Annotated in this window: 20 protein-coding genes; 7 read left to right on the top strand and 13 right to left on the bottom strand. The window is 72.9% G+C overall.

Translation table 11 applies throughout. From position 1 onward, the window contains the following. Positions 1-14: 14 nt before the first annotated feature. Complete coding sequence (locus O1G21_RS18245; protein ID WP_270145159.1) at positions 15-275, top strand: hypothetical protein; 261 nt, start codon at positions 15-17, stop codon at positions 273-275. Positions 276-401: 126 nt separating this feature from the next. Here O1G21_RS18245 and O1G21_RS18250 read toward each other — a convergent pair whose 3' ends face one another. Both O1G21_RS18250 and O1G21_RS18255 read right to left on the bottom strand, forming a co-directional pair. Then, on the bottom strand, positions 402-1211 hold the full coding sequence (locus O1G21_RS18250) for an isocitrate lyase/PEP mutase family protein (RefSeq protein ID WP_270145161.1): 810 nt from the start codon (positions 1209-1211) through the stop codon (positions 402-404). A gap of 11 nt (positions 1212-1222) precedes the next feature. After that, a complete protein-coding gene (locus O1G21_RS18255; protein ID WP_405000666.1) occupies positions 1223-1714 on the bottom strand; it encodes a carboxymuconolactone decarboxylase family protein in 492 nt (163 codons plus the stop codon). A gap of 141 nt (positions 1715-1855) precedes the next feature. On the opposite strand from O1G21_RS18255, the gene O1G21_RS18260 reads away from it, so the two are divergent. From O1G21_RS18260 to O1G21_RS18270, 3 genes are all read left to right on the top strand, one after another. Then, entirely contained in the window at positions 1856-2635 is a 780-nt protein-coding gene (locus tag O1G21_RS18260; RefSeq protein WP_270145163.1) for an NRDE family protein, read from the top strand. Positions 2636-2779: 144 nt separating this feature from the next. Further along, positions 2780-3037, top strand: coding sequence for a hypothetical protein (locus tag O1G21_RS18265; protein WP_270145165.1), 258 nt, complete (start codon positions 2780-2782; stop codon positions 3035-3037). Between the two features lie 100 nt (positions 3038-3137). After that, positions 3138-4055 carry an undecaprenyl-diphosphate phosphatase gene (locus O1G21_RS18270; protein WP_270145167.1) on the top strand — a complete coding sequence of 306 codons (918 nt, stop codon included), beginning with the start codon at positions 3138-3140 and terminating at the stop codon, positions 4053-4055. Between the two features lie 56 nt (positions 4056-4111). On the opposite strand, the gene sigJ is transcribed toward O1G21_RS18270, so the two are convergent. Continuing rightward, positions 4112-5008 carry an RNA polymerase sigma factor SigJ gene (sigJ, locus tag O1G21_RS18275; protein ID WP_270145168.1) on the bottom strand — a complete coding sequence of 299 codons (897 nt, stop codon included), beginning with the start codon at positions 5006-5008 and terminating at the stop codon, positions 4112-4114. Between the two features lie 116 nt (positions 5009-5124). Here sigJ and O1G21_RS18280 point away from each other — a divergent pair, with 116 nt between their 5' ends. Next, positions 5125-5571 carry a carboxymuconolactone decarboxylase family protein gene (locus tag O1G21_RS18280; protein ID WP_270151093.1) on the top strand — a complete coding sequence of 149 codons (447 nt, stop codon included), beginning with the start codon at positions 5125-5127 and terminating at the stop codon, positions 5569-5571. A gap of 27 nt (positions 5572-5598) precedes the next feature. After that, complete coding sequence (gene pdxR / locus O1G21_RS18285; protein WP_270145169.1) at positions 5599-7056, top strand: MocR-like pyridoxine biosynthesis transcription factor PdxR; 1458 nt, start codon at positions 5599-5601, stop codon at positions 7054-7056. Between the two features lie 318 nt (positions 7057-7374). Here the strand turns inward: pdxR and O1G21_RS18290 are convergent, their stop codons facing one another. The 10 genes from O1G21_RS18290 to O1G21_RS18335 form a co-directional block, all read right to left on the bottom strand. Further along, positions 7375-7584, bottom strand: a complete 210-nt coding sequence (locus O1G21_RS18290) for a DUF6126 family protein (protein WP_270145171.1) — start codon at positions 7582-7584, stop codon at positions 7375-7377. Between the two features lie 31 nt (positions 7585-7615). Beyond that, a complete protein-coding gene (locus O1G21_RS18295) occupies positions 7616-8251 on the bottom strand; it encodes a helix-turn-helix domain-containing protein (RefSeq protein WP_270145173.1) in 636 nt (211 codons plus the stop codon). 83 nt (positions 8252-8334) lie between these two features. Next, positions 8335-10068, bottom strand: a complete 1734-nt coding sequence (locus tag O1G21_RS18300) for a pyruvate dehydrogenase (protein ID WP_270145174.1) — start codon at positions 10066-10068, stop codon at positions 8335-8337. Between the two features lie 294 nt (positions 10069-10362). Then, positions 10363-12768, bottom strand: a complete 2406-nt coding sequence (locus tag O1G21_RS18305) for a glycoside hydrolase family 65 protein (RefSeq protein ID WP_270145177.1) — start codon at positions 12766-12768, stop codon at positions 10363-10365. Positions 12769-12841: 73 nt separating this feature from the next. Beyond that, positions 12842-13591, bottom strand: coding sequence for an HAD family hydrolase (locus tag O1G21_RS18310; RefSeq protein ID WP_270145179.1), 750 nt, complete (start codon positions 13589-13591; stop codon positions 12842-12844). Positions 13592-13697: 106 nt separating this feature from the next. Then, the gene (locus O1G21_RS18315) at positions 13698-14498 is read right to left on the bottom strand and encodes a VOC family protein (RefSeq protein WP_270145181.1); all 801 of its coding nucleotides are present in this window, start codon (positions 14496-14498) and stop codon (positions 13698-13700) included. 193 nt (positions 14499-14691) lie between these two features. Further along, positions 14692-15141 carry an SRPBCC family protein gene (locus O1G21_RS18320; protein ID WP_270145183.1) on the bottom strand — a complete coding sequence of 150 codons (450 nt, stop codon included), beginning with the start codon at positions 15139-15141 and terminating at the stop codon, positions 14692-14694. 139 nt (positions 15142-15280) lie between these two features. Beyond that, positions 15281-16930, bottom strand: a complete 1650-nt coding sequence (locus O1G21_RS18325; protein ID WP_270145185.1) for an LCP family protein — start codon at positions 16928-16930, stop codon at positions 15281-15283. 331 nt (positions 16931-17261) lie between these two features. Beyond that, entirely contained in the window at positions 17262-18941 is a 1680-nt protein-coding gene (locus O1G21_RS18330) for an LCP family protein (protein WP_270145187.1), read from the bottom strand. Positions 18942-19096: 155 nt separating this feature from the next. Continuing rightward, a complete protein-coding gene (locus O1G21_RS18335) occupies positions 19097-20095 on the bottom strand; it encodes a helix-turn-helix domain-containing protein (RefSeq protein WP_270145189.1) in 999 nt (332 codons plus the stop codon). Positions 20096-20465: 370 nt separating this feature from the next. Between O1G21_RS18335 and O1G21_RS18340 the strand changes: the two genes are divergently transcribed. Then, entirely contained in the window at positions 20466-20678 is a 213-nt protein-coding gene (locus O1G21_RS18340; protein ID WP_270145191.1) for a hypothetical protein, read from the top strand. The last annotated feature ends 129 nt before the right edge of the window (positions 20679-20807 follow it).

The following is a 20807-nucleotide window of genomic DNA, read 5'->3' on the forward strand; positions in this document are numbered from 1 at the left end:
TCGTTCGGCAGGGCATGAAGAAACTCGCCACCCTGGCCGCCCTCACCATGGCGGGCCTCGCCCTCGCCGCCCCGGCGGCCTCCGCCACCACCCAGATCGCCAGCTCGCCGGACGCCACCGGCGGCCTCACCGACGGACTCGAGGTCTCTCCCGCCGACCTCGCCCTGAAGACCGCGGGCAAGCTCCCGGTGGTCGGCCACACCGCCAACGAGGTGGAGGCGATCGGCACCAACCAGATGTCCCACCCGGGGCTCAGCGGGCAGATCAACCCCTGATCGGCCGTCGAGCGGGCGGCTGACCGCCCCCGTCCGGTCAGCCGCCCGCTCGTGCCCGGCAGCCGTGCCCGGCGGTCGTACCCGACAGTCGGACCCGCAGCCGGGTGCCGCTCAGCCGGGTTCCGCTCAGCCGGTGAAGAGGCCGTTGAGCTCCGGGTAGGTCAGCCCGCCGTCCAGGGAGGTGTACGTGCCGCTCGCGTACACCTCCTCGGCCGCGCGGCGGACCGCCGCGTAGGCCACCTTGGCCAGGCCCGGGCCCAGGCTGATCCGGGCCACGCCGAGCTTCGCCAGCTCGGCGACCGACGGGGAGCCGGGGGCGGCCAGCACGTTCAGCGGGGCCGGGACGGCCGCGACCAGGGCGGCGATGGTCTCCGGATCGGCGACGCCGGGGACGAACACGCCGTCCGCACCCGCCTCGACGTACGCCCGCAGCCGGCGGACCGCCTCGTCCAGCCGGCCCTCGGGCTCGCCCAGGCCGTGCAGGAAGACGTCGGTGCGGCCGTTGACGAACAGCGGCACGCCCGCCGCGTCGGCCGCCGCCCGGGCGGCCGCGATCCGCTCGGCGGCCTCCTGCGGGGCGTACTCCGCGTCCTCCAGGTTCACCCCGACCGCGCCGGTGGCGAGCAGCGCGGTGACGGTCTCGCCGACCCCGGCCGGAGTGTCCGCGTAGCCGCTCTCCAGGTCCGCGGTGACCGGCAGCTCGACCGAGCGGACCACCTCGGCGGTACGGGCCAGCACCTGCTCGCGGTCGGCGCCGCCGCCGTCCGGGCTGCCCAGCGACCAGGAGACGGCGGCGCTGGCCGTCGCCACCGCCCGCGCCCCGGCGCCGGCGACCAGCCGGGCGCTCGCCGCGTCCCACACGTTGGCCAGCACGACCGGCTCGCCCGGGCGGTGCAGCTCCCTGAGCAGCCGGGCCTTCTCCCGCTGGGTGGTCATCACGGGCCCGCTCACTTCGCGGCCGGGCTCATGCGGGTGGACACGCCGATCCGGTTCCAGGCGTTGATGGTGGCGATCAGCGCGATCAGCCGGGCCAGCTCGGCCGGCTCGAAGTGGGCGGCGGCCTCGTCGTAGACGGCATCCGGCACGTGGCCCTGGGTCAGCAGGGTGACCGACTCGGTGAGGGCGAGGGCGGCGCGCTCGCGGGCGGTGAACCAGGGGGTCTCGCGCCAGGCCGGGAGGGAGAGCAGGCGGTGGTCCTGCTCGCCGTTCTTGCGGGCGTCGGTGGCGTGCATGTCGATGCAGAAGGCGCAGCCGTTGATCATCGAGGCGTGCACCTTGACCAGCTCGGCGAGGACCGGGTCCACGCCCTGCCGGGAGGCCCGGTCCACGGCGATCATGGCCTGGTAGAAGTCGGGGGCGAGTTCCGGCATCCGGAGGCGCTGCTCGGGGGCGGGCACGGGGTCGTTCGGGGAGCTGTTCGAGGAGCTGTTCGTCGTCACGGTGGCCAGCCTATGAGCCCGGTGGCCCGCGGTCCTGGTGCATTCGGCGGCCGGCTCCTTGGGCCACTTCCGGTACACGAACAGGCGTGCGAGGATCGCTTGCGGAGATCTTCGGCAGGACTGCGGCAGGGAGAACCGACCGTGTGCACGGCGTTCGTCAGCATCGAACCGGAAGCGGCGGTACCGGTGCTGCTGCTGTCCGTCCGGGACGAGTACCTCGGGCGCGCCTGGCTGCCGCCGGACCACCACTGGCCGCGGCGGCCCGGACTGCTCGGCGGACTGGACCTCACCGCCGGCGGCACCTGGCTGGCCGTCGACCCGGCCCGGCGCACCGCCGCCTGCCTGCTCAACGGCTTCGGCCCGCTCGCCCCCGCCGACACCCGGCTCAGCCGCGGCGAACTGCCGCTCACCGCCGTCCGCGAGGGCGGGATCGGACACCTCGACCTGGACCGCTACGACCCCTTCCACCTCGTCCAGGTCCGCCCCGACGGCGCCCGCGTCACCAGCTGGGGCGGCGGGCTGCTGACCGAGCACGACCTGCCCACCGGGCTCAGCGTGGTGCTCAACGACGGACTGGAGGGGAGGGCCGCCAACCGCACCGCCTCCGAGCGGGTCCGGGGGCTGATGGCCGCACGCGCCGACCACTTCCGGGCCCGCTTCGCCGCCGCACCCCGCCCGGAACCCACCGCCGGGGAGCCGACCGAGCGGGCCTGGGGCGGCTGGCTGCCGATCGTCACCGGCGACGGGCTGGCGCCGGACGAGGACGCCGCGCTGATCCAGCGCCGGGACTTCGGCGACGGGCGGATCTGGGGGGCCTCCTCGATCTCCCTGCTGGCGCTCGGACCGGAGCTGCTGCGCTACGACTTCGCGACCGCGCCGGTGCCGGCCGACGGGTCGGGATGGCGACGGGTGGCGGTCTGAACCGGGAGTTCCCGGCGAGGACGTGAAACCGAGGGCGTGAAACGAGGACTTGAAACCGAGGACTTGAAACTGACGCAGCGGGAGGCTGCATCGTGGGCGTCCGTCGACCCCTCGTCCTCGAATCGTCCTCGAAGGAGGCTCCCGATGGACCGCCCTGCCGCCTGGATGCGCCGACCGCACCGCCCGTCCGCGGTGCTGCCCGCCGTGCTGGCCGTCGCCCTGCCGCTGGTGGGCACCCCGGTCGCGGTGACCGCCGGGGTGCTGCTCGGCGACGCGGTGCACCGGGCCGTACCGTCCGTCACCGTGCCGTCGCCCGGGCTGCCGGGCATCGTCACCGGGCTGCTGGTCCGGCAATTCGGGCACGCCCGAGGGCCCGATGACGCCGGGACATACGCTCGATGAACTTCTGGCGGCGGGGCTGCCGGGCGTCTACGTGCCGGTAGTAGCTTCGCGGAGGCCCCCGGGATCGGACGGGCCACCGACCCCCGAGCGAAGGTGCGAGATGTCCACCCTGACCTACCCGGAAGCGATAGGCGTCGGCCTGCTGCAGGGTGTGACGGAACTCTTCCCGGTCTCCAGCCTGGGCCACAGCATCCTGCTCCCGGCCGTGATCGGCGGGAAGATCCAGCAGGACCTCGACATGACCGCCGACGGCTCCTCCTACCTCGCCGCGCTGGTCGCCCTGCACCTGGCCACCGCGCTCGCCCTGGTGGTGTTCTTCTGGCGGGACTGGGTCCGGGTGGTCAGCGGCCTGTTCAGCTCGATCCGGCACCGCCGGGTGCGGACCCGGGACGAGAAGCTCGCCTGGCTGCTCATCATCTCCACCATCCCGGTCGGTGTGGCCGGCCTCGTCCTGGAGAAGGCGCTGCGGCACGCGCTCGGCAAGCCCGTCCCCGCCGCCGTCTTCCTCGCCCTCAACGGGCTGGTGCTGCTCGGCGCCGAACGGCTCAAGCGCGGCGGCACCGGCCGCCGCCGGGCCGGACACGCCGCCCCCGTCGACGAACCGGACCTGGACCCGGCGGTCGCCTCCGACGTCCGGCTGACCAGGCTCGGCTACGGCCAGGGCGCCTGGATCGGCGCCGCCCAGATCCTCGCGCTGTTCCCGGGCATCAGCCGCTCCGGCGTCACCATGAGCGCCGGCATCCTGCGCGGACTCCACCACGAGGACGCCGCCCGGTTCTCCTTCCTGCTCGCCACCCCGGTCATCCTGGCCGCCTCGGCGCTGAAGGTGCCCGAGCTGTTCAAGCCGGAGAACTCCGGCGTCCTCGGCCCGGTCGCGGCCGGCAGCGTCGCGGCCTTCGTGGCCGGCTACGTCTCGGTGCGCTTCCTCACCAAGTACTTCGAGACCCGCAGCCTGACCCCCTTCGCGGTCTACTGCTTCCTGGCCGGCGTCGGCAGCGCGGTGTACCTGGCGCTCTGAACGCAGCTCTCACGGGCCGTCCGGCGGTGTGCCGGACGGCCCGTCCGCGTCCGCGGCTACGCGGTGAGGCCGAGGGCGGCCAGCCGGGTCGGGTCGGTGAGGACGTCCAGACCGGTGATCCGGCCGTCGTGGATGGTGAACGACATGACCGACAGCGCGCGGCCGTCGGCGAAGGAGACCACCCCGGGCGAGCCGTTGACCAGCACCAGCCGCGCCTCGGCGGCGAAGCGGGCGAAGGTGACGGCCTGCGCGGCGACGTCCGCCGCGCCCCGGCGCAGCACGCTCGGCACCAGCGTGCCGCCGTCGGAGCGGGCCAACACCTCCGGGTCCAGCAAGGCCAACAGAGCATCGAAATCGCCGCCCCGGGAGGCGGTCAGGAAGGCCTCCACCACCGCGCGCTTGCGGTTGTCGTCGGAGTCGGCGGGCGGGGTGGCGCCCTGCACCCGGCGGCGGGCGCGGGAGGCCAGCTGACGGGTCGAGGCGGAGGTGCGGCCGAGCACCTCGGCGATCCCGTCGAAGGGGACGTCGAACATGTCGTGCAGCACGAAGGCCACCCGCTCCGCCGGGGAGAGCGTCTCCAGGATCACCATCAGCGCGATCCCCACCGAGTCCGCGACCAGGATCTCCTGCACCGGGTCCAGCGTCGCCAGCCCGCTCACCACCGGATCCGGCAGCCGCACCTGCCCCTCCTGCTCGGGCAACGGATCCTCCCGGCGGGAGGCCCGGGAGCGCAGCTGGTCCAGGCAGACCCGGCCGACCACCGTGGTCAGCCACGCGCCGAGGTTCTTCACCTCGCTGACGTCACTGCGGCTCAGCTTCAGCCACGCCTCCTGGACGGCGTCCTCGGCCTCGGCCACCGAACCCAGCATCCGGTAGGCCACGGACCGCAGTTGGGGGCGCTCCGCCTCGAACTGCGCGGCCAGGAAATCAGGCCGGGAAATTTCCCCGTCCATTTGTCACGTCCTCTCGTCGGGATCCGTCGGATCAGTGACGGACGCTAACCGAACAAGAGGAGACCGCGGTGACCACCGCTTCCACCAGCAACAACAGCACCACCCGCACCGCCCGCATGAAGAACCCCGCCCTGGTCCTGCCGGACGCGATGAAGGGCATCCAGAACATCTACAAGGCCATGTACCAGGGCGGCGTCTCGCCGCAGATCCTGGAGCTCGTCCACCTGCGCGCCAGCCAGATCAACGGCTGCAGCGCCTGCGTGTTCGCCGGCGTCGAGGGCGCGAAGAAGCACGGCGAGACCGACGAGCGGCTGCACGCCGTCGCCGCCTGGCGCGAGGCCCCCTTCTTCACCGACGAGGAGCGCGCCGCGCTCGACCTCACCGAGGCCGCCACCAGGATCGCCGACCGCTCCGGCAAGGCCGTCCCGGACGAGATCTGGGACGCGGCCGCCGACCACTTCAACAAGGAGCAGCTCTCCGCGATCATCCTGATGATCGGCCTGACCAACTTCTTCAACCGGATCAACACCACCATCGAGGAGCCCGCCGGCGCCAGCTGGTGACCACCGGCCACACGCGAGAATGGGTCCGTGAACGGCTCCTGGACCTCCTTCGGCGGCGACCTGCACCTGGACCTCAGCGAGCGGCGCGCCGCCGGCACCGGGCTGCGGGCCGCCCTGGAGGACGCCCTGCGGGAGGCCGTCCAGGACGGGCGGCTCGGGCCCGGCACCCGGCTGCCCTCCTCACGGGCACTCGGCGAGGACCTCGGCATCGCCCGCAACACGGTGGTCGAGGCGTACGGCCAACTCACCGCCGAGGGCTGGCTCAGCTCCCGGCAGGGCTCCGGCACCACCGTCGCCCGGCGGGCCGCGCCCTCGCCCGCCGTACGGCCCGTACGGCCGCGGGCGCGGCGGCCGGCCGTCCGGCACGACCTGTCGACCGGGCGCCCCGACCTCTCGCTCTTCCCCCGCACCGCCTGGCTCGCCGCCGCCCGCCGCGCCCTCGCCACCGCGCCGCACGAAGCCCTCGGCTACGGCAGCGCACTCGGCCGGATCGAACTGCGGGAGGCCCTCACCCACTACCTGGCCCGGGTCCGCGGCGTGCGCACCGACCCGGACCACCTGCTCATCTGCAGCGGCGTACAGCAGGGCCTCGGGCTGCTCTGCGCGGCCCTGCGGGAGCGCGGGGCCCGGTCGCTGGCCGTCGAGGCGTACGGGCTGCCGCCGCAGCACGCCGTAGTGCGGGCCGCCGGACTGTCCACCGTCCCGCTGCCGCTGGACGGCGAGGGCGCGCTGGTCGACCGGCTCGACGCCCGCTGCGGGGCCGCCCTGCTCACTCCCGCCCACCAGTACCCCACCGGCGCCCCGCTGTCCGCCGACCGGCGGGCGGCCGCCGTGCGGTGGGCGCGCGAACAGGACCGGTACCTCATCGAGGACGACTACGACGGCGAGTTCCGCTACGACCGGCAGCCGCTCGGCGCCATGCAGGCGCTCGACCCGGAACGGGTGGTGTACGCCGGCACGGCCGCCAAGAGCCTCGCTCCGGGCCTGCGGCTGGCCTGGCTGGCCCTGCCCGACGCGCTGGTCGAACCGGTCGCCCGGCTGAAGGCGCTGGCCGACACGATGTCCCCGGTGCTCGACCAGCTGACGCTGGCCGAACTGATCACCTCGGGGACGTACGACCGGCACGTGCGGCGCTGCCGGCTGCACTACCGGCGCCGCCGCGACCGGCTGGTCGCCGCCCTCGCCGAACACGCCCCGCACGTCCGGGTCACCGGCATCGCGGCCGGCCTCCACGCCGTCCTCCAACTCCCGCCCGGCTCGACGCCGGAGGCCGAACTCGTCGCCCGCGCCGAAGCCGCCGGCCTCGCCCTCAGCGGTCTCGGCTGGCACCGCGTCGCCCCGGAGGCGGAGGGGGTCGAGGAGGCGGAGGGGGCGGAGGGGGCGGAGGGTGCCGCGCCGGCGCTGGTGATCGGCTACGCGACCCCGCCGGAGCACGCCTTCCCGGCGGCCCTGGAGGCCCTGTGCGAGGTGCTCCGCACGGGGTGAGGGGGATCATCCGCAGCGGCAGGGTGGGCGAGCTGACGCCGCAGGGGCCGCTGCCGCGGCCGGAGGAGGCCGGCGGTGGCAGCCGGTCGCCCCTCGGCGGGTCGACATGGTGACGCCGCGTCTTCGCGCAAGGGTTGGACAGGTTGGGCGGCTTGGCGTGATCGGAGGTCGCGCGGCGGCCACTGGACGGGCGCGGCCGGCGAGTTGGCGAGGTGGCGCCGGAGCCGGCACCGAACCGGGCCTGGCGGCTGGCGGCTGGCGGCTGGCGACCACGGTATGAGCGCGGAGGCCACCGGGTCTTTGCGCCTGGCGGGGCGACTACTTGTTGCGGTTGCCCAGTTCGAACAGCAGCATGATGAAGCCGGCGAAGGCGTGGATGCCGGCGGTGTAGATGACCAGGCGGAGGTAGACCCGCTTGTTGGCCCACTTGCCGGCGTCCATGGTCTTCGGGCCGGCGGAGGTGTCGGCGGCGCCGACCGGGGCGGTCGCGGCAGCGGCCGGGGTGGCGGTGGTGGTGGGATCGGCCATGGGGATCTCCTCCGAGGGGTCTGACGGCAGGTCAGTGGGTGGCGGCGGGGCCGCCGCCGAGGCAGAGTTCGCCGCCGGGGCTCTGCAACAGGGTGTGGACGAAGAGCAGTTCGACGCCGGCGTCGGATTCGGCGGCGATGCAGTGCGGGGTGAGCGAGTCGTAGTGGGCGGAGTCACCGGGGGCGAGGTGGTGGACGCGGTCGCCGAGGGTCACCCGCAACTCTCCGCGCAGGACGTACAGCCACTCCTCGCCGGGATGGACCCGGACCACCGCGTCCTGCACGCCCGGCGGCACGTGCACCCGCAGGGCCTGCATGGCGCGGCCGGGGGCGCCGGCCCGGCGGTAGCCCCAGCCGCCGGCCCGGCCGGGTTCGATGGCGCCGCCGCGGACGATCGGGTCCGGCTCGACCATGGCCTCGCCGAGCAGGCCGGACACCGAGGTGCCGTAGGCGCGGGCGAGGCCGAGCAGGACGGGCAGCGAGGGCTGGCGACGGCCGGTCTCCAGTCGGGACAAGTAGGCTGGGGACAGGCCGACTCGGCCCGCCGCGACCTCCAGGGTGAGCCGGCTGCTGAGCCGGTGCTCGCGGAGACGGGCGGCGAGGCCGGCGACCTCCTGGTCGTCGAGCTGGTCGCCGGCGTCGGGGGTGCCGGTGGAGCTGGTGGTCATGTGACCAGTGGACACCTCGTCTGCCGCCCGGGCAAGAATTTTGCCTCAGAGGCAAAGCCCGCGTATCGGCGCACTCACGGCGCTCACGGCCGGGGGATGTTGCGCAGGTTGCTGCGCGCCAGGTCGACCATCCGGCCGACGCCGCCCGACAGCACGGTCTTCCCGGCCGCCAGCGCGAAGCCCTTCAGCTGGGCGGCGGTGATCCGCGGCGGGATGGACAGCGCGTTGGGGTCGGTGACCACGTCCACCAGCGCCGGACCGGGTCGTTCCAGTGCCTCCGCCAGCACCTCCCGGACCCGCGCCGGTTCGGCGACCCGCTTGGCCGGGATGCCCATCGCCCGGGCGATGCCGGCGTAGTCCACGTCCCCGTTGTCGATCTCGGACTCCGGGTAGCCGGAGACCAGCATCTCCAGCTTGATCATGCCGAGCGCGCCGTTGTTGAAGACCACCGTCTTCACCGGCAGCCGGTGCTTGGCCACCGTCAGCAGCTCGCCGAGCAGCATGCCGATCCCGCCGTCGCCCGCCATCGCGATCACCTGCCGCCCCGGGCAGGCGAGTTGGGCGCCGATCGCGTGCGGGAGGGCGTTCGCCATCGAGCCGTGCAGGAAGGAGCCGATCACCCGGCGGCGGCCGTTCGGCTGGAGGTAGCGGGCGGCCCAGACGTTGTTCATGCCGGTGTCCACGGTGAACACCGCGTCGTCGGCGGCCACCTCGTCCAGCACCGAGGCGACGTACTCGGGGTGGATCGGCAGGTGCTTCTCGATGTCCCGGGTGTAGGCGCCGATCACGTCCTCCAGGGACCGGCAGTGCTTGCGCAGCATGCCGTCCAGGAAGGAACGGTCCTGCTTGGCGTCCAGCAGCGGCAGGACGGCCCGCAGGGTGGCCGCGACGTCGCCGTGCACGGCCAGCTCCAGCGCGGTGCGACGGCCCAGCCGGGTCGCGTCGTGGTCGACCTGGACGGTGTGCACCTGCGGCAGGAAGGAGTCGTACGGGAAGTCGGTGCCGAGCAGCAGCACCAGGTCGGCGGAGTGCAGCGCCTCGTGGCAGGCGCCGTAGCCGAGCAGGCCGCTCATCCCGATGTCGTACGGATTGTCGTACTGGATCCATTCCTTGCCGCGCAGCGAGTGCCCGATCGGGGCGTTCAGCGCCTGCGCGACCGCCATCACCTCCGCGTGCGCCCCGCGCACCCCGGCGCCGCAGAACAGGGCCACCCGGCGGGCCGCGTTGAGCAGCCGGGCCAGCTCCTGCACCTGGGACCACGGCGGCGCGGCGACCGCCTGCTCGGTGAGGAAGTGGCTGGTGCCGGTCGGCCCGGCGGCGGGCAGGGCGGCGACGTCCCCGGGGAAGGCCAGCACCGAGACGCCGTGCGAGCCGAGCGCGTGCTGGACGGCGACCCGCAGCAGCCTGGGCAGCTGGGCGGGGGTGGAGAGCATCTCGCACCAGTTGCTGCAGTCGGTGAACACCCGCTCGGGGTGGGTCTCCTGGAAGAAGCCGGTGCCGATCTGCCCGGACGGGATGTGCGAGGCCAGCGCGAGCACCGGCAGGCCGCTGCGCTGGGCGTCGTACAGGCCCTGGACGAGGTGGGTGTTGCCGGGGCCGCAGGAACCGGCGCAGACCGCGAGGCGGCCGCTGAGCTCGGCCTCGGCGGCGGCCGCGAAGGCGCCGGCCTCCTCGTTGCGGACGTGCACCCAGCTGATGCCCTCGGCCCGGCGGATCGCGTCGACGACGGGGTTGAGGCTGTCGCCGACGACGCCGTAGACCCGCTCCACCCCGGACTGCCGGAGCACCTCCACCATCTGTTCGGCCACGGTCGCCACGGGGAGTTCCCTTCGATCGGCACGGGACACGTGCAGCCTCCGGCGGAGAGGGAGGGGATGCACCCGGGGTGGGCCGAACGGGTGAGCGGGGGCGGGTGGGGCCGGAGGCGGGAGCGCGAGTGCGGCTCGGGGCCTTCCGCTTCGCGCGGTTCCCCGCGCCCCTGTCCCCTGTCGTAGGCGCGGGGAATGAAAGGAGGGCGGCGGAGGGGCGGGAAATGGGAGGACGGGGGACGGGGGCGCGCCGGGAAGGGGCCGCCGGGCGCGGGGCGGCCGCGCCCGGCGGGGGGGGGTGGGTCACTCCGCGGCCAGGTGGTCCTGTTGGCCGAGTTTGCCGGCGACCAGGCCTGCCTGGGGCTGGCGGCGGGCGGGTTCGCGGCCGGGGGGTTGGGCGCAGCGTTCCTGGGCGGGCGGGACGGTGGTGGGCAGGGTGACCGGGGAGCCGGCCTTGACCTGGACCGGCTCGCCGTCGTGCCGCAGGTGGAGCACCTCGCCGCGGCGCAGCGTGTAGGTGGTGCCGTCGTGGGTGATCCGGACGCCGAGCAGTTGGTCCCGCACCAGCAGGGAGAAGCTCAGCTTCATCAGCCCGGAGGGCAGCCGGGGCCGGAAGTCGAGCACCTCGCTGTGGTCGCGCAGGCCGCCGAAGCCGGCCACCAGGGCGATGCAGGCGCCGGCGAGCGAGGCCATGTGGAGGCCGTCGCGGGTGTTGCCGCCGAGGTCGTGGAGGTCCATCAGCGCCGCCTCGGCCGTGTAGTCGTAGGCGAGGTCGAGCTGGCCGACCTCGGCGGCGATGACGGCCTGGGTGCAGGCGGAGAGTGAGGAGTCGCGGACGGTGAGCCGTTCGTAGTAGGCGAAGTTGCGGGCCTTCTGCTCGTCGGTGAAGGCGTCGCCGCGGACCTGCATGGCGAGCACCAGGTCGGCCTGCTTGACCACCTGCTTGCGGTACAGGTCGAAGTACGGGTAGTGCAGCAGCAGCGGGTACTTCTCCGGCGGGGTGTCCTCGAAGTCCCAGACCTGGTGGTGGGTGAAGCCGTCGGCCTGGGGGTGGACGCCGAGGTCCTCGTCGTACGGGACGTACATCGCGGCGGCGGCGTCGCGCCAGGCGGCGGTCTCCTCGGTGTCGACGCCGAGTTCGCCGGCCTCGCGCGGGTGGCGGACGGCGGCCTCGGCGGCGGCGCGCAGGTTGGTCTGCGCCATCAGGTTGGTGAAGACGTTGTTGTCGGCGACGGCGCTGTACTCGTCGGGGCCGGTGACGCCCTCGATCCGGAACTTCCCGGCGCTGTCGTGGTGGCCGAGCGAGCGCCACATCCGGGCGGTCTCCACCAGGAGTTCGAGGCCGTACTCGCGCTCGAACTCCTCGTCCCCGGTGGCCCGGACGTAGCGGGCGACGGCGGTGGCGATGTCGGCGCCGATGTGGAAGGCGGCGGTGCCGGCCGGCCAGTACCCGGAGCACTCCTCGCCGCGGATCGTCCGCCAGGGGAACACCGCGCCGGCCAGGCCGAGTTGGGCGGCTCGTTCGCGGGCGAGCGGGAGGGTGGTGTACCGCCAGCGCAGGGCCTGGTTGACGGCGCCGGGCAGGCAGTAGGTGAGCACCGGCAGGACGAAGGTCTCGGTGTCCCAGAAGCTGTGGCCGTCGTAGCCGGGGCCGGTCAACCCCTTGGCGGGGATGGCTCGTTCCTCGCTTCGGGCGCCGGCCTGCAGGACGTGGAAGACGGCGAACCGGACGGCCTGCTGGAGTTCGACGTCGCCCTCGATCTCGATGTCGCTGGTTTCCCAGAACTCCCGGAGGAATTCGGCCTGTTCGGCGATCAGGCCGTCCCAGCCGGTGTACCGGGCGGCGGTCAGGGCGGCCTCGACCTGGTCCCGGACGGCGGGCAGCGAACGGGTGCCGGACCAGCCGTAGGACATGAACTTGACCAGCCGGAGCCGCTGTTCGGGTTCGAGCACGGTGGTGACGCTGATCCGGCAGTGGTCGGACTCGGCCTCGGCGACGGTGTCGAGCCGTTCCGGGCCCTCGATGACGTGGTCCATCCCGGCGGCGACCCGGATGCCGCTGAACCGGGTGCGGTGCACCAGGACGCCCTTGGTGCCGCTGGCGTGGTGCACCTCGGGCTGCAGCGGGGCCTCCAGCACGGCGGCGGCGCGCGGGTCTCCTTCGGGGCCGCCGGGCAGCTGCTCGTTGGCGACCAGCTCGGACTGGAGCACGATCCGCACCGGTCCGTCCACCGCCTCGACGCTGTACTCCACGGCGGCGATGGCGCGTTGGGTGAGCGAGACGAGCCGGGAGGAGCGCACCCGGATGGTCCGCCCGGCCGGGGAGGTCCATTCGCACTCGCGGTGCAGCAGGCCTTCCCGGAAGTCCAACCAGCGACTGTGGCTGACGAGTTCGCCGTAGCGCAGGTCGAAGGGCTCGTCGTCCACCAGTAGTCGGATGATCTTGCCGTTGGTGATGTTGATGACGCTCTGGCTGGACTCCGGGTAGCCGTAGCCACCCTCACCGTAGGGCAGCGGGCGCAGTTCGAAGACGCCGTTGAGGTAGGTGCCGGGCAGGCCGTGCGGCTCGCCCTCGTCCAGGTTGGCGCGCAGGCCGATGTGGCCGTTGGAGAGTGCGAAGACCGACTCGGCGCGGGCCATCGAGGTCGGGTCCAGGCCGTGTTCGGTGATCTGCCAGGGGTCGATGGTGAAGTTGTCGGCAGGACTCATGCGCCCACCTCGCTGCGCTCGGCAGGGGCATGAGCCCACACGCACCTCTCGATGATGAGCTCGCTCCGCTCACTCATGCCTCCTCCTCCCCCAACAGCTCGGAGAGGTCGTCGACGACCACCGTGGCGCCGTCGCGGCGCAGTTCGGCGGCCTGCCCGGTGCGGTTGACCCCGACCACCGCACCGAAGCCGCCGGCCCGGCCGGAGGCGACCCCGGCGAGCGCGTCCTCGAAGACGGCGGCGTGCGCGGGTTCGACGCCGAGCTCGCGGGCGGCGTACAGGTAGGTGTCCGGGGCGGGCTTGCCGGGCAGGGCCTGCTGTTTGGCGACCACGCCGTCCACGATCAGGTCGAAGAGGTCCAGGATGCCCGCCGAGCGCAGCACGTCCCGGCAGTTGGCGCTGGAGGAGACCACCGCGCTGGGCAGCCCGAGCGCGCGCAGCCGGCGCACGTAGGCGACCGAGCCGTCGTACGGCGCGACGCCCTGCTCGTGGATCAGCCGCAGCACGGTGTCGTTCTTGGCCCGGCTGATCCCCTGCACGGTGCGGGCGTTCGGCGGGTCGTCCTCGGCGCCCTCGGGCAGGTCGATGCCCCGGCTGTGCAGGAAGGCCCGGGTGCCGTCGAGGCGCGGGCGGCCGTCCACGTAGGCGTCGTAGTCGGTGACGGCGTCGAAGGGGACGAACTGCCCACCGGTGCGGGCGGCTTCGGCGCGCAGGAAGGCGTCGAAGGTGTCCTTCCAGGCCGCGGCGTGCACCGTGGCGGTCTGGGTGAGCACCCCGTCGAGGTCGAAGAGGAAAGCGCGGATGTCGTCCGGTAGCCCCAGCATGGGTGCAGTCTGCCCCGGGGCAGCGGGGGATGCCGCCCATTCCCGGCGGCGCGTCGCGGGAAGGGCGGCCTCCGGTAGCCGCGGCGGGATCGTCGGACCGGCGGGATCAGGGCGAGTCCGGCAGTTGGGCCTCGGGCGCCTGGATGACGGCGAAGACCGCGCCCTGCGGGTCCTGGACCACGGCCATCCGGCCGGACTGCATGTCGAACGGCGGCTGGATCACCGTGCCGTTCTTCTTGACCAGGGCGTCCACCACGGAGTCGGTGTCGTCCACCGAGAAGTACGGCATCCAGTGCGAGGGCGTGCCGGTCGCCAGGTACTTCGGGATCTCCTGCATGCCGCCCACCGTGCGGTCGCCGACGTTCAGCGAGTAGTAGCCGTCCATGCCCTGGATGGTGGCCGGGCGCAGGCCGAGGGCCGGCTGGTAGAAGCGGCCGGCCGCCGCGGTGTCGGAGGTGTTGAGCTCGTTCCAGACCAGCGCACCGGGCTCGTTGACCACGCCCGCGCCGATGAAGTCCATCGCCTGCCAGACGCCGAACACGGCGCCGGTCGGGTCCGCGGCGACCATCATCCGGCCGATGCTGCCGACGTCCATCGGGTCGTAGAGGATCGTGCCGCCGGCTTCGGCGATGGCGGCCCTGGTCGCGTCGGCGTCGTCCGAGGCGAGGTAGGTGGTCCAGGCGACCGGCGGCAGCGGCTGGCCCTCGGGCGCGGACCGCTCCATGATCCCGGCGACCGGGCGGCCACCCAGCGTGCACACGGCGTAGCCGCCGAACTCGGCCGGGCCGATCTCGCCCTGCCAGCCGAACAGGTCGCGGTAGAAGTCGAGCGCGGCCTGCTGATCGCTCGCCATCAGGTCGATCCAGCACGGGGTGCCGGGCTTGTACGGATCGGTCACTACGGGCATTGCTGGGCCTCCCGGAGGCGGTGGTGGCCGGCTGTGGTCGTCGGGGCGGGCGGGGGCCCGGCCCGACCGGTACGGCCGTCCGCGCGGACGACGGTACGACGGAGGTACACCGCCCACCTTCGGTCCGCCGCCGCGTTCCCGCCACCGGACGGCGCCCTGGCGGGCGACCGGGGGCCCGGAGGCCACCGGGTGGTCACTGCGCGTCGTGGCGCAGCGCGGTGACGAAGTACGGCTGCACCTTGCCGCTCTGCGCGTAGTCCTTGAGCCGGACCAGCAGTTCGGCCCAGGTGCCGGCCACCATCGGGACGCCCTCCTCGCTGCCCGGCTGCCAGCCGCCGTGCCGGAACAGCAGCCGGGTGCGGTCGGGCGCGTCGGGCTGGTCGGCGAGCTCCCAGCTGATCCAGGTGCCGGCCCAGTGCGGCGGGAAGGCCCCGGCGTTGGCCCACAGCACCCGGTCCCGGTCGGCCCGCTCGCGGCGCAGCCGGAACGGTTCGGGGGCGTCGGGGAAGTCGAAGAGCAGCACGTCGCCCTCGCGGTCCACGCCGGTGGTCCACCAGCTGGTCAGCCCGTCGTGGGTGTTGAGCGCGGCGAGGACGACGTCCCGGGGCGCGGCGATGTCGATCTGCATGGCGATCTCGGGCATGGGGTCCGCCCTTTCGGTGACCGGTGGGCCCGGGGGACCCGGCAAGGGACCCGAGCGACAGGCCCTACCGCCACGATGGCACGACCCCGGGGCTCGTGCGCCCCGGGGTCGTCCCGCCGCCGTTCTCCGGTGCCCGCGGTCAGCCGCCGCTGCCGTAGGTGGTGTTCGCGCAGATGTCGTCGTCCGCCGAGCGGGCGTCGTTGGTGACGGTGGTGGGCAGCGGCTGCGGGGGCGTCTGGGTGCCCGGGGTGCTGCCGGCGGCCGTGGGCGCGCCCATGCCGTTGGCCGCGGCGAAGTCCTGGCCGACGATCACCGAGATGCCCCGCGAGCTGCTGGGTTCCAGGGTGGCGCCGGGGAACAGCGCGGCGACCTTCTCGGCGTTCGCCTTCTGGCTGGAGCTGTACTCGATCGTGGTGGTCTTGTACTTGGTGCTCGCCGCCTGGCCCGCCGTGCTGGCCGTGAACTTGGCGCCCTTCAGCAGGTCGGTCGCCTTGCCGGCCAGGCCGTTGGCGAGCGTGCCGTTGTAGACCGCGACCTTGATCGCGGCGTTGGAGGCGTCCCCGGCCGGGGCGGGGGGCGTGCTGGGCGCGGCCTGCTGCGGGGCGGCGCTCGGGCTGCCGCCGGCGTCCGGCTGCTGGCCGGTGGCGTTCTGGCCGTCGATGGTCTGGTCGGCCTTGAGGGTCTCCCAGAGCTTGTTGGCGTCCGGCTGGACCAGGTCGATGTTGGCGTCCTGGGTGCGGTAGCGCCAGGGCGCCGTCACGAACTTGAGGTCGTGCATGTCGATGTTCTTCAGCGACAGGCCGAAGGAGAGCAGCTTGTCCGCGGAGTCCAGCCCCGGGTCGACGGTCAGCGACTTGGTGGCCGCGTCGGCCAGCGGCAGCAGATTGGTGGGGCTCAGCCCCTCCTTCTTCATCTTGGTGGCGAGCGAACTCATGAAGGCCTGCTGGCGCTTCATCCGGCCGATGTCGGAGCCGTCGCCGATGCCGTGCCGCAGGCGCACGTAGTCGAGCGCCTGCTGTCCCTCGACGGTCTGCTTGCCCTGCGGGAGGACGAGGTTGCCCTTCTTGTGCAGGTTGGGGTTGATGTCGCCCTCGTAGATCGGCTTCGGCAGGCAGACGTCCACGCCGTTGACGGCCTTGGTCATCGCGGCGAAGCCGTTGAAGTCGACCACCATGGTGTGGTCGACCCGGATCCCGGTGACCTTCTCCACCGTGTTCTGGGTGCAGGCCGGGTTGCCGCTGTCGCTGCCGCCGACCGAGAAGGCGGCGTTGAACAGGTCGTTGCCGCCCTTGGTCCACTTGCCGTTGGGCAGCTTGCAGGACGGGATCGGCACGATCGCGTTGCGCGGTATCGAGATGCCGACGGCGTGCTTGTGGTCGGCGTAGACGTGCAGCAGGATCGTGGTGTCCGAGCGGGCGCCGCCGTCCTCGCCGCCGCCGAGGTCGGAGTTGTTGCCGCCCCGGCTGTCGGAGCCGATCAGCAGGACGTTGACCGGCTTGTTGCCGTCCGCGTCGGCCTTGGCCTCCGGCGGGCGGTCGGGGGCTATCGCGTCGGCGTCGAAGGACTTGATGTTGGCGTTCAGCTTGTAGTAGATCGCCCCGCCGGTCCCCGCGATCAGCACCAGCACGCCGGCCGCCGACCAGGCGACGATCTTCTTCACGTTCTTCTTGGGCTTGGCGCTGCGCCGCGCGGCCGCCCGGCCGCCAGGCCCACCGTCGGCCTTGCCGCCGCCCTTGCCCTGCGCGGCACGGCGGGCCTCGGCCCGGCCGCCGGAGCGCGGCGGGGGCACGGCGCCCGCTGCACCTTCCGCCGGGAGCGCGTCGGGCGTGTCCTCGCCCCGAGCCGGGCTCTCGCCCCTCCGACCTGACATGCGCGTACCTTTCACCGACGGAAGCGACGCCCCGGACGATCTGGCGCACCGCACAGGGGGAGACGTACCGGACCGCTCCCTGGTTGTACGTACGAAGGTCGGTACGGTCCGACCATCATGGCTTCCGATCATATTGAGACCAAAGGTGATCATTGACCTCCGGTACACCAACCACCTCGGCAGCCACGGGACGATCCCGCTACAGAACGACCGAAAACGCCCGATTCGGGCGGGGTGTCGAACGCCGACGTCAGAAGACGCAGGGGATGCCGCCGTCGGACTGGGCCTCGACCTTGGGACCCTGCATCGCGACGTTCGCGGCCGGGTCGTCCGGGGCCGTGCTGGGGGCGGCGGGCCGGTCGGACGCGACGCCGTCGAAGGAGGTGCCGAGGGTGACCACGACGTGGCCGGCGCCGGCCGAGGAGGACTCGGTGGCGGTGACCCCGTAGCGGGCGGCGATCTGGTCGGCGGCCTCCTTGGCACCCTTGCCGTAGGTCACCGTGGTGGCCTTCGGCTTGGTGCGCGCCGGGCCGGTCACCCCCTGCTTGAAGCCCAGGCCGACCAGGACCTTGGCCTCGTTGGAGGAGGACACCCCGGCGGCGGAGGAGGCGTTGAACACGTCCACGGTGGCGGGGGCGGCGGCCTGGGTGGGCGTGGCGGTCTGCGTCGGCGCCTGGGTGGCGGTCGGGTCGCCGCTCGGGGTGTCGGCGGGGGCGGGCGCGGGGGCGGCGGCGTCGGCGCCGCCGAACACCTGCTTGACCACCTTCTGGATCTTCGACGGGGTGACGATGTTGACCGCCTCCCCGCCCTTCATGTCCTCCCGGTCGAAGGTCAGGGTGTTGAACTCGACGTTGCCGCCGGTCAGCGCCGGGGCCTGCTGGGCGAAGTCCAGGACGTTCCACTCGTTGTCGATCACCAGGTCCTGCTGGATCACTCCGAACATCTTCTGCATCGCCCCGAGGTCGCCGACGACGCCCTGCTCCTTGAGCTTGTGCATCACTCCGGAGATGAAGGCCTGCTGGCGGTGGGTCCGGGCGAAGTCGTCCGAGTCCCCGTGGCCGTCGTTCAGGTGGTGCCGCTGGCGGACGAAGGAGAGCGCCTGGGCGGCGTCGAGCTTGCTGCGGCCGGCCGGGAGCTTGAGCCCGGTACCGCCACCCTCGTGGGTGGTGGTCCTGGCGATGATCGGGTCGTCCACCGGGTGGGTGAGGCAGACCTCGATCGGCTGGAGCACCTTGGCGATGTCGTAGAAGCCCATCAGGTTGACCTCGGCGATGTGGTCCACCGGCTGGTCGACGAACTTCTGCACGGTGCGGATGGTGGCCGCGCGGCCGACGTCGCGGCCGGCCTTCTCCAGGTCGGCGCCCTTGAGCCCCTTGGCCTTCGGGCTGTTGTTGAACGCCTCCTTGGCGTTGCCGTAGGCCTCCTTGATCTTGGCCATGCCCATCTCCTTGCCGTCCCCGTCGTAGGTCATGACGTAGTCGTCGCGGGGGATGGAGATGCCCTGCACCTTGCCGCCACCCGCCGGTATGTGCAGCAGGATCAGCGAGTTGGTGTTGTAGCCGCCGATGCTGGAGTCCGCCCCGGCGTGCAACTCGTTCTGGACGATGGCCGGGTCGACGTCCGAACCGTCCATGTTCTTGCGGCTGTCCAGGCCGATCAGCAGCAGGTTGACCGAGTTGTCCAGGTGCTTGGGGGCGTCCTTCTTGGTCTGCTCGATGACGCTGGACGTGGTCATCCCGTCCGTGAGGGACGTGTACTCGTACCAGACCACCCCGCTGGCCGCGAACACCGTGAACCCGACCGTGCAGGCCACCACCCGGCCGGCGATCAGCAGCGGGGAGCGGCCCCCGCCGGAGGCCTTGCGGGCGGCGGCGCGGCCGCCCCGCGGCGGCTGCTCGGCGTGCGGCGGCTGCTCGGTGTTCTCGGCCATGGCTCCCCCGGTCCCGGACCGACGGTCGGCCCGTCCTCGACAGGTCTGTCGCGGCCCAGCGAAGCACAGAATCGGATCAAGCCAAAGCAGTTCGACGTCGGATTGCCATCAATCAGCCCGTTTTGACGGGTGATCACCCCGCCCCGGGAGCCGGCTCAGAGCCAGCCGCGCCGCCCCGCCAGCAGGCCGGCCTCGAAGCGGCTGCGGGCGCCGAGGCGGTCCATCAGATCGGCCATCATCCGGCGGGTGGTGCGCAGCGAGACGCCGAGGTGCTTGCCGGCCGCCTCGTCGGTGTAGCCCTGGCCGAGCAGGCGCAGCAGTTCCTGTTCCTGGCGGGTGAGGCCCTCCTCGTCGCGTTCGCACGGGGCGCCGAAGGGGGTGGCGTCGGACCAGATCTGTTCGAACAGCGAGACCAGCGCCGCGAGCACGCCCGGTGACGAGATCTGGACGGCGCCCTTGAGGGTGTTGGCCGGGTCGATCGGGACGAGCGCGACCTGCCGGTCGATGACCAGCATGCGCAGCGGCAGCGCGGGCACCGTCCGTATCTCGCAGCCCAGTCCGGTCAGCCACTCGGCGTGCTGGACGGTGGCCCGGTCCTTGCGCACCACGTCCAGGTAGACGGTGCGCATCGTCACCCCGCGGGCGAGCAGCTTCTCGTTGTCGGGGCGGCTGGCCTGGAGCGAGGCGACGGACCGGGCGCGGCCGGGGGCGAAGGTGAGCAGTTCCTCGCGGACCGAGCCGACCAGTTCCTCCATCCTCGCGTGCACGGTGGCCGTGCCGAGCAGCCGCTCCAGTTGGCTGTCCTCGGGGGCCGACTCGTCGCGGAACTGGGCGAGCATGCCGGAGATCTCGGCCTGGCGCTGCTCGAACTCCAACTGGGCGCGCTGCTGGACGGATTCGTAGTACCGCAGCAGGGCCGGCAGTCCGACCCTCGGGTCGACCGGCCGCAGGCCGCCGGACGGCTCGCCCGGAGCTTCGTCCCCGGAGGGTTCGAAGGGGCGGAGCAGGCGCAGGCCGGCGAGCTGGTCGAGGGCGGCCCGGACCTGCTCCTCGGTCAGGCCGAGCTTTCCGGCCAGACCCTCGACATCCAGCTGATGGTCGGTCAGCATCAACCGATAGACCGCCTGCGCGGCATCGTCGATCTCCCGCGTCATCGGCGCACCACTCCCCCGCAGCCCGTACCGATTTCCGGCCCCTGGCCGGACGAAGCCCGCTGCCCGATCATGCCAGGACGGACAGGTCAGGACAACCGCGTATGCCTTTCCCCCGGGGGCCCCGGATCGGCCGGTCGCGATAAAGGTCATGGGGCGGCAATGGCACCAAGGTGCCACGGTGATCTTCCTGCCGCCCCGAACACCTTCCGATAGCCCTCGACTTCCTCCAGACTTTCGGTTGTCGGGGAGCCGCGAGCTCCCCAGCCGGGCCCGCCGATGACCACGGACCGTCATCACCGATGGTCGACCGACGAGGTCGTGGAACCGGCCGGCACCCGCTTCCGAAACACACATGTCCTGGGGGACCTCCATGTTGATTTCCTGCCGCACGTTCGCCTGTACCGCTGCCGCCGCGCTGGCTGTCGCCGGTGGCGTCCTGGCCGGATCCGCGCACGCCGCGCCTGCCGCCGGCCCCACCACCGCCTCGGTGCAGCAGTTCACGAACCACCTGCCCACCCAGCCGCGCCAGCCCCAGCTGCCGACGCTCGGCGGCGCCGCGACCCCGGGCGACTGGCACTGGTGACGGTCGCTTCCGCAGGCCACGGCACCTGACTCCTTCCTCGCCACGACCGGACCGACGGGCAGCCCGGCCGGACGGTGACGAAGGTCCGTCGGCGGGACTTCGGACCGCCGCATAAATTGAATGTGCAAC

This window comes from Kitasatospora cathayae (assembly GCF_027627435.1).
GTDB classification, from domain to species: Bacteria; Actinomycetota; Actinomycetes; order Streptomycetales; family Streptomycetaceae; genus Kitasatospora; species Kitasatospora cathayae.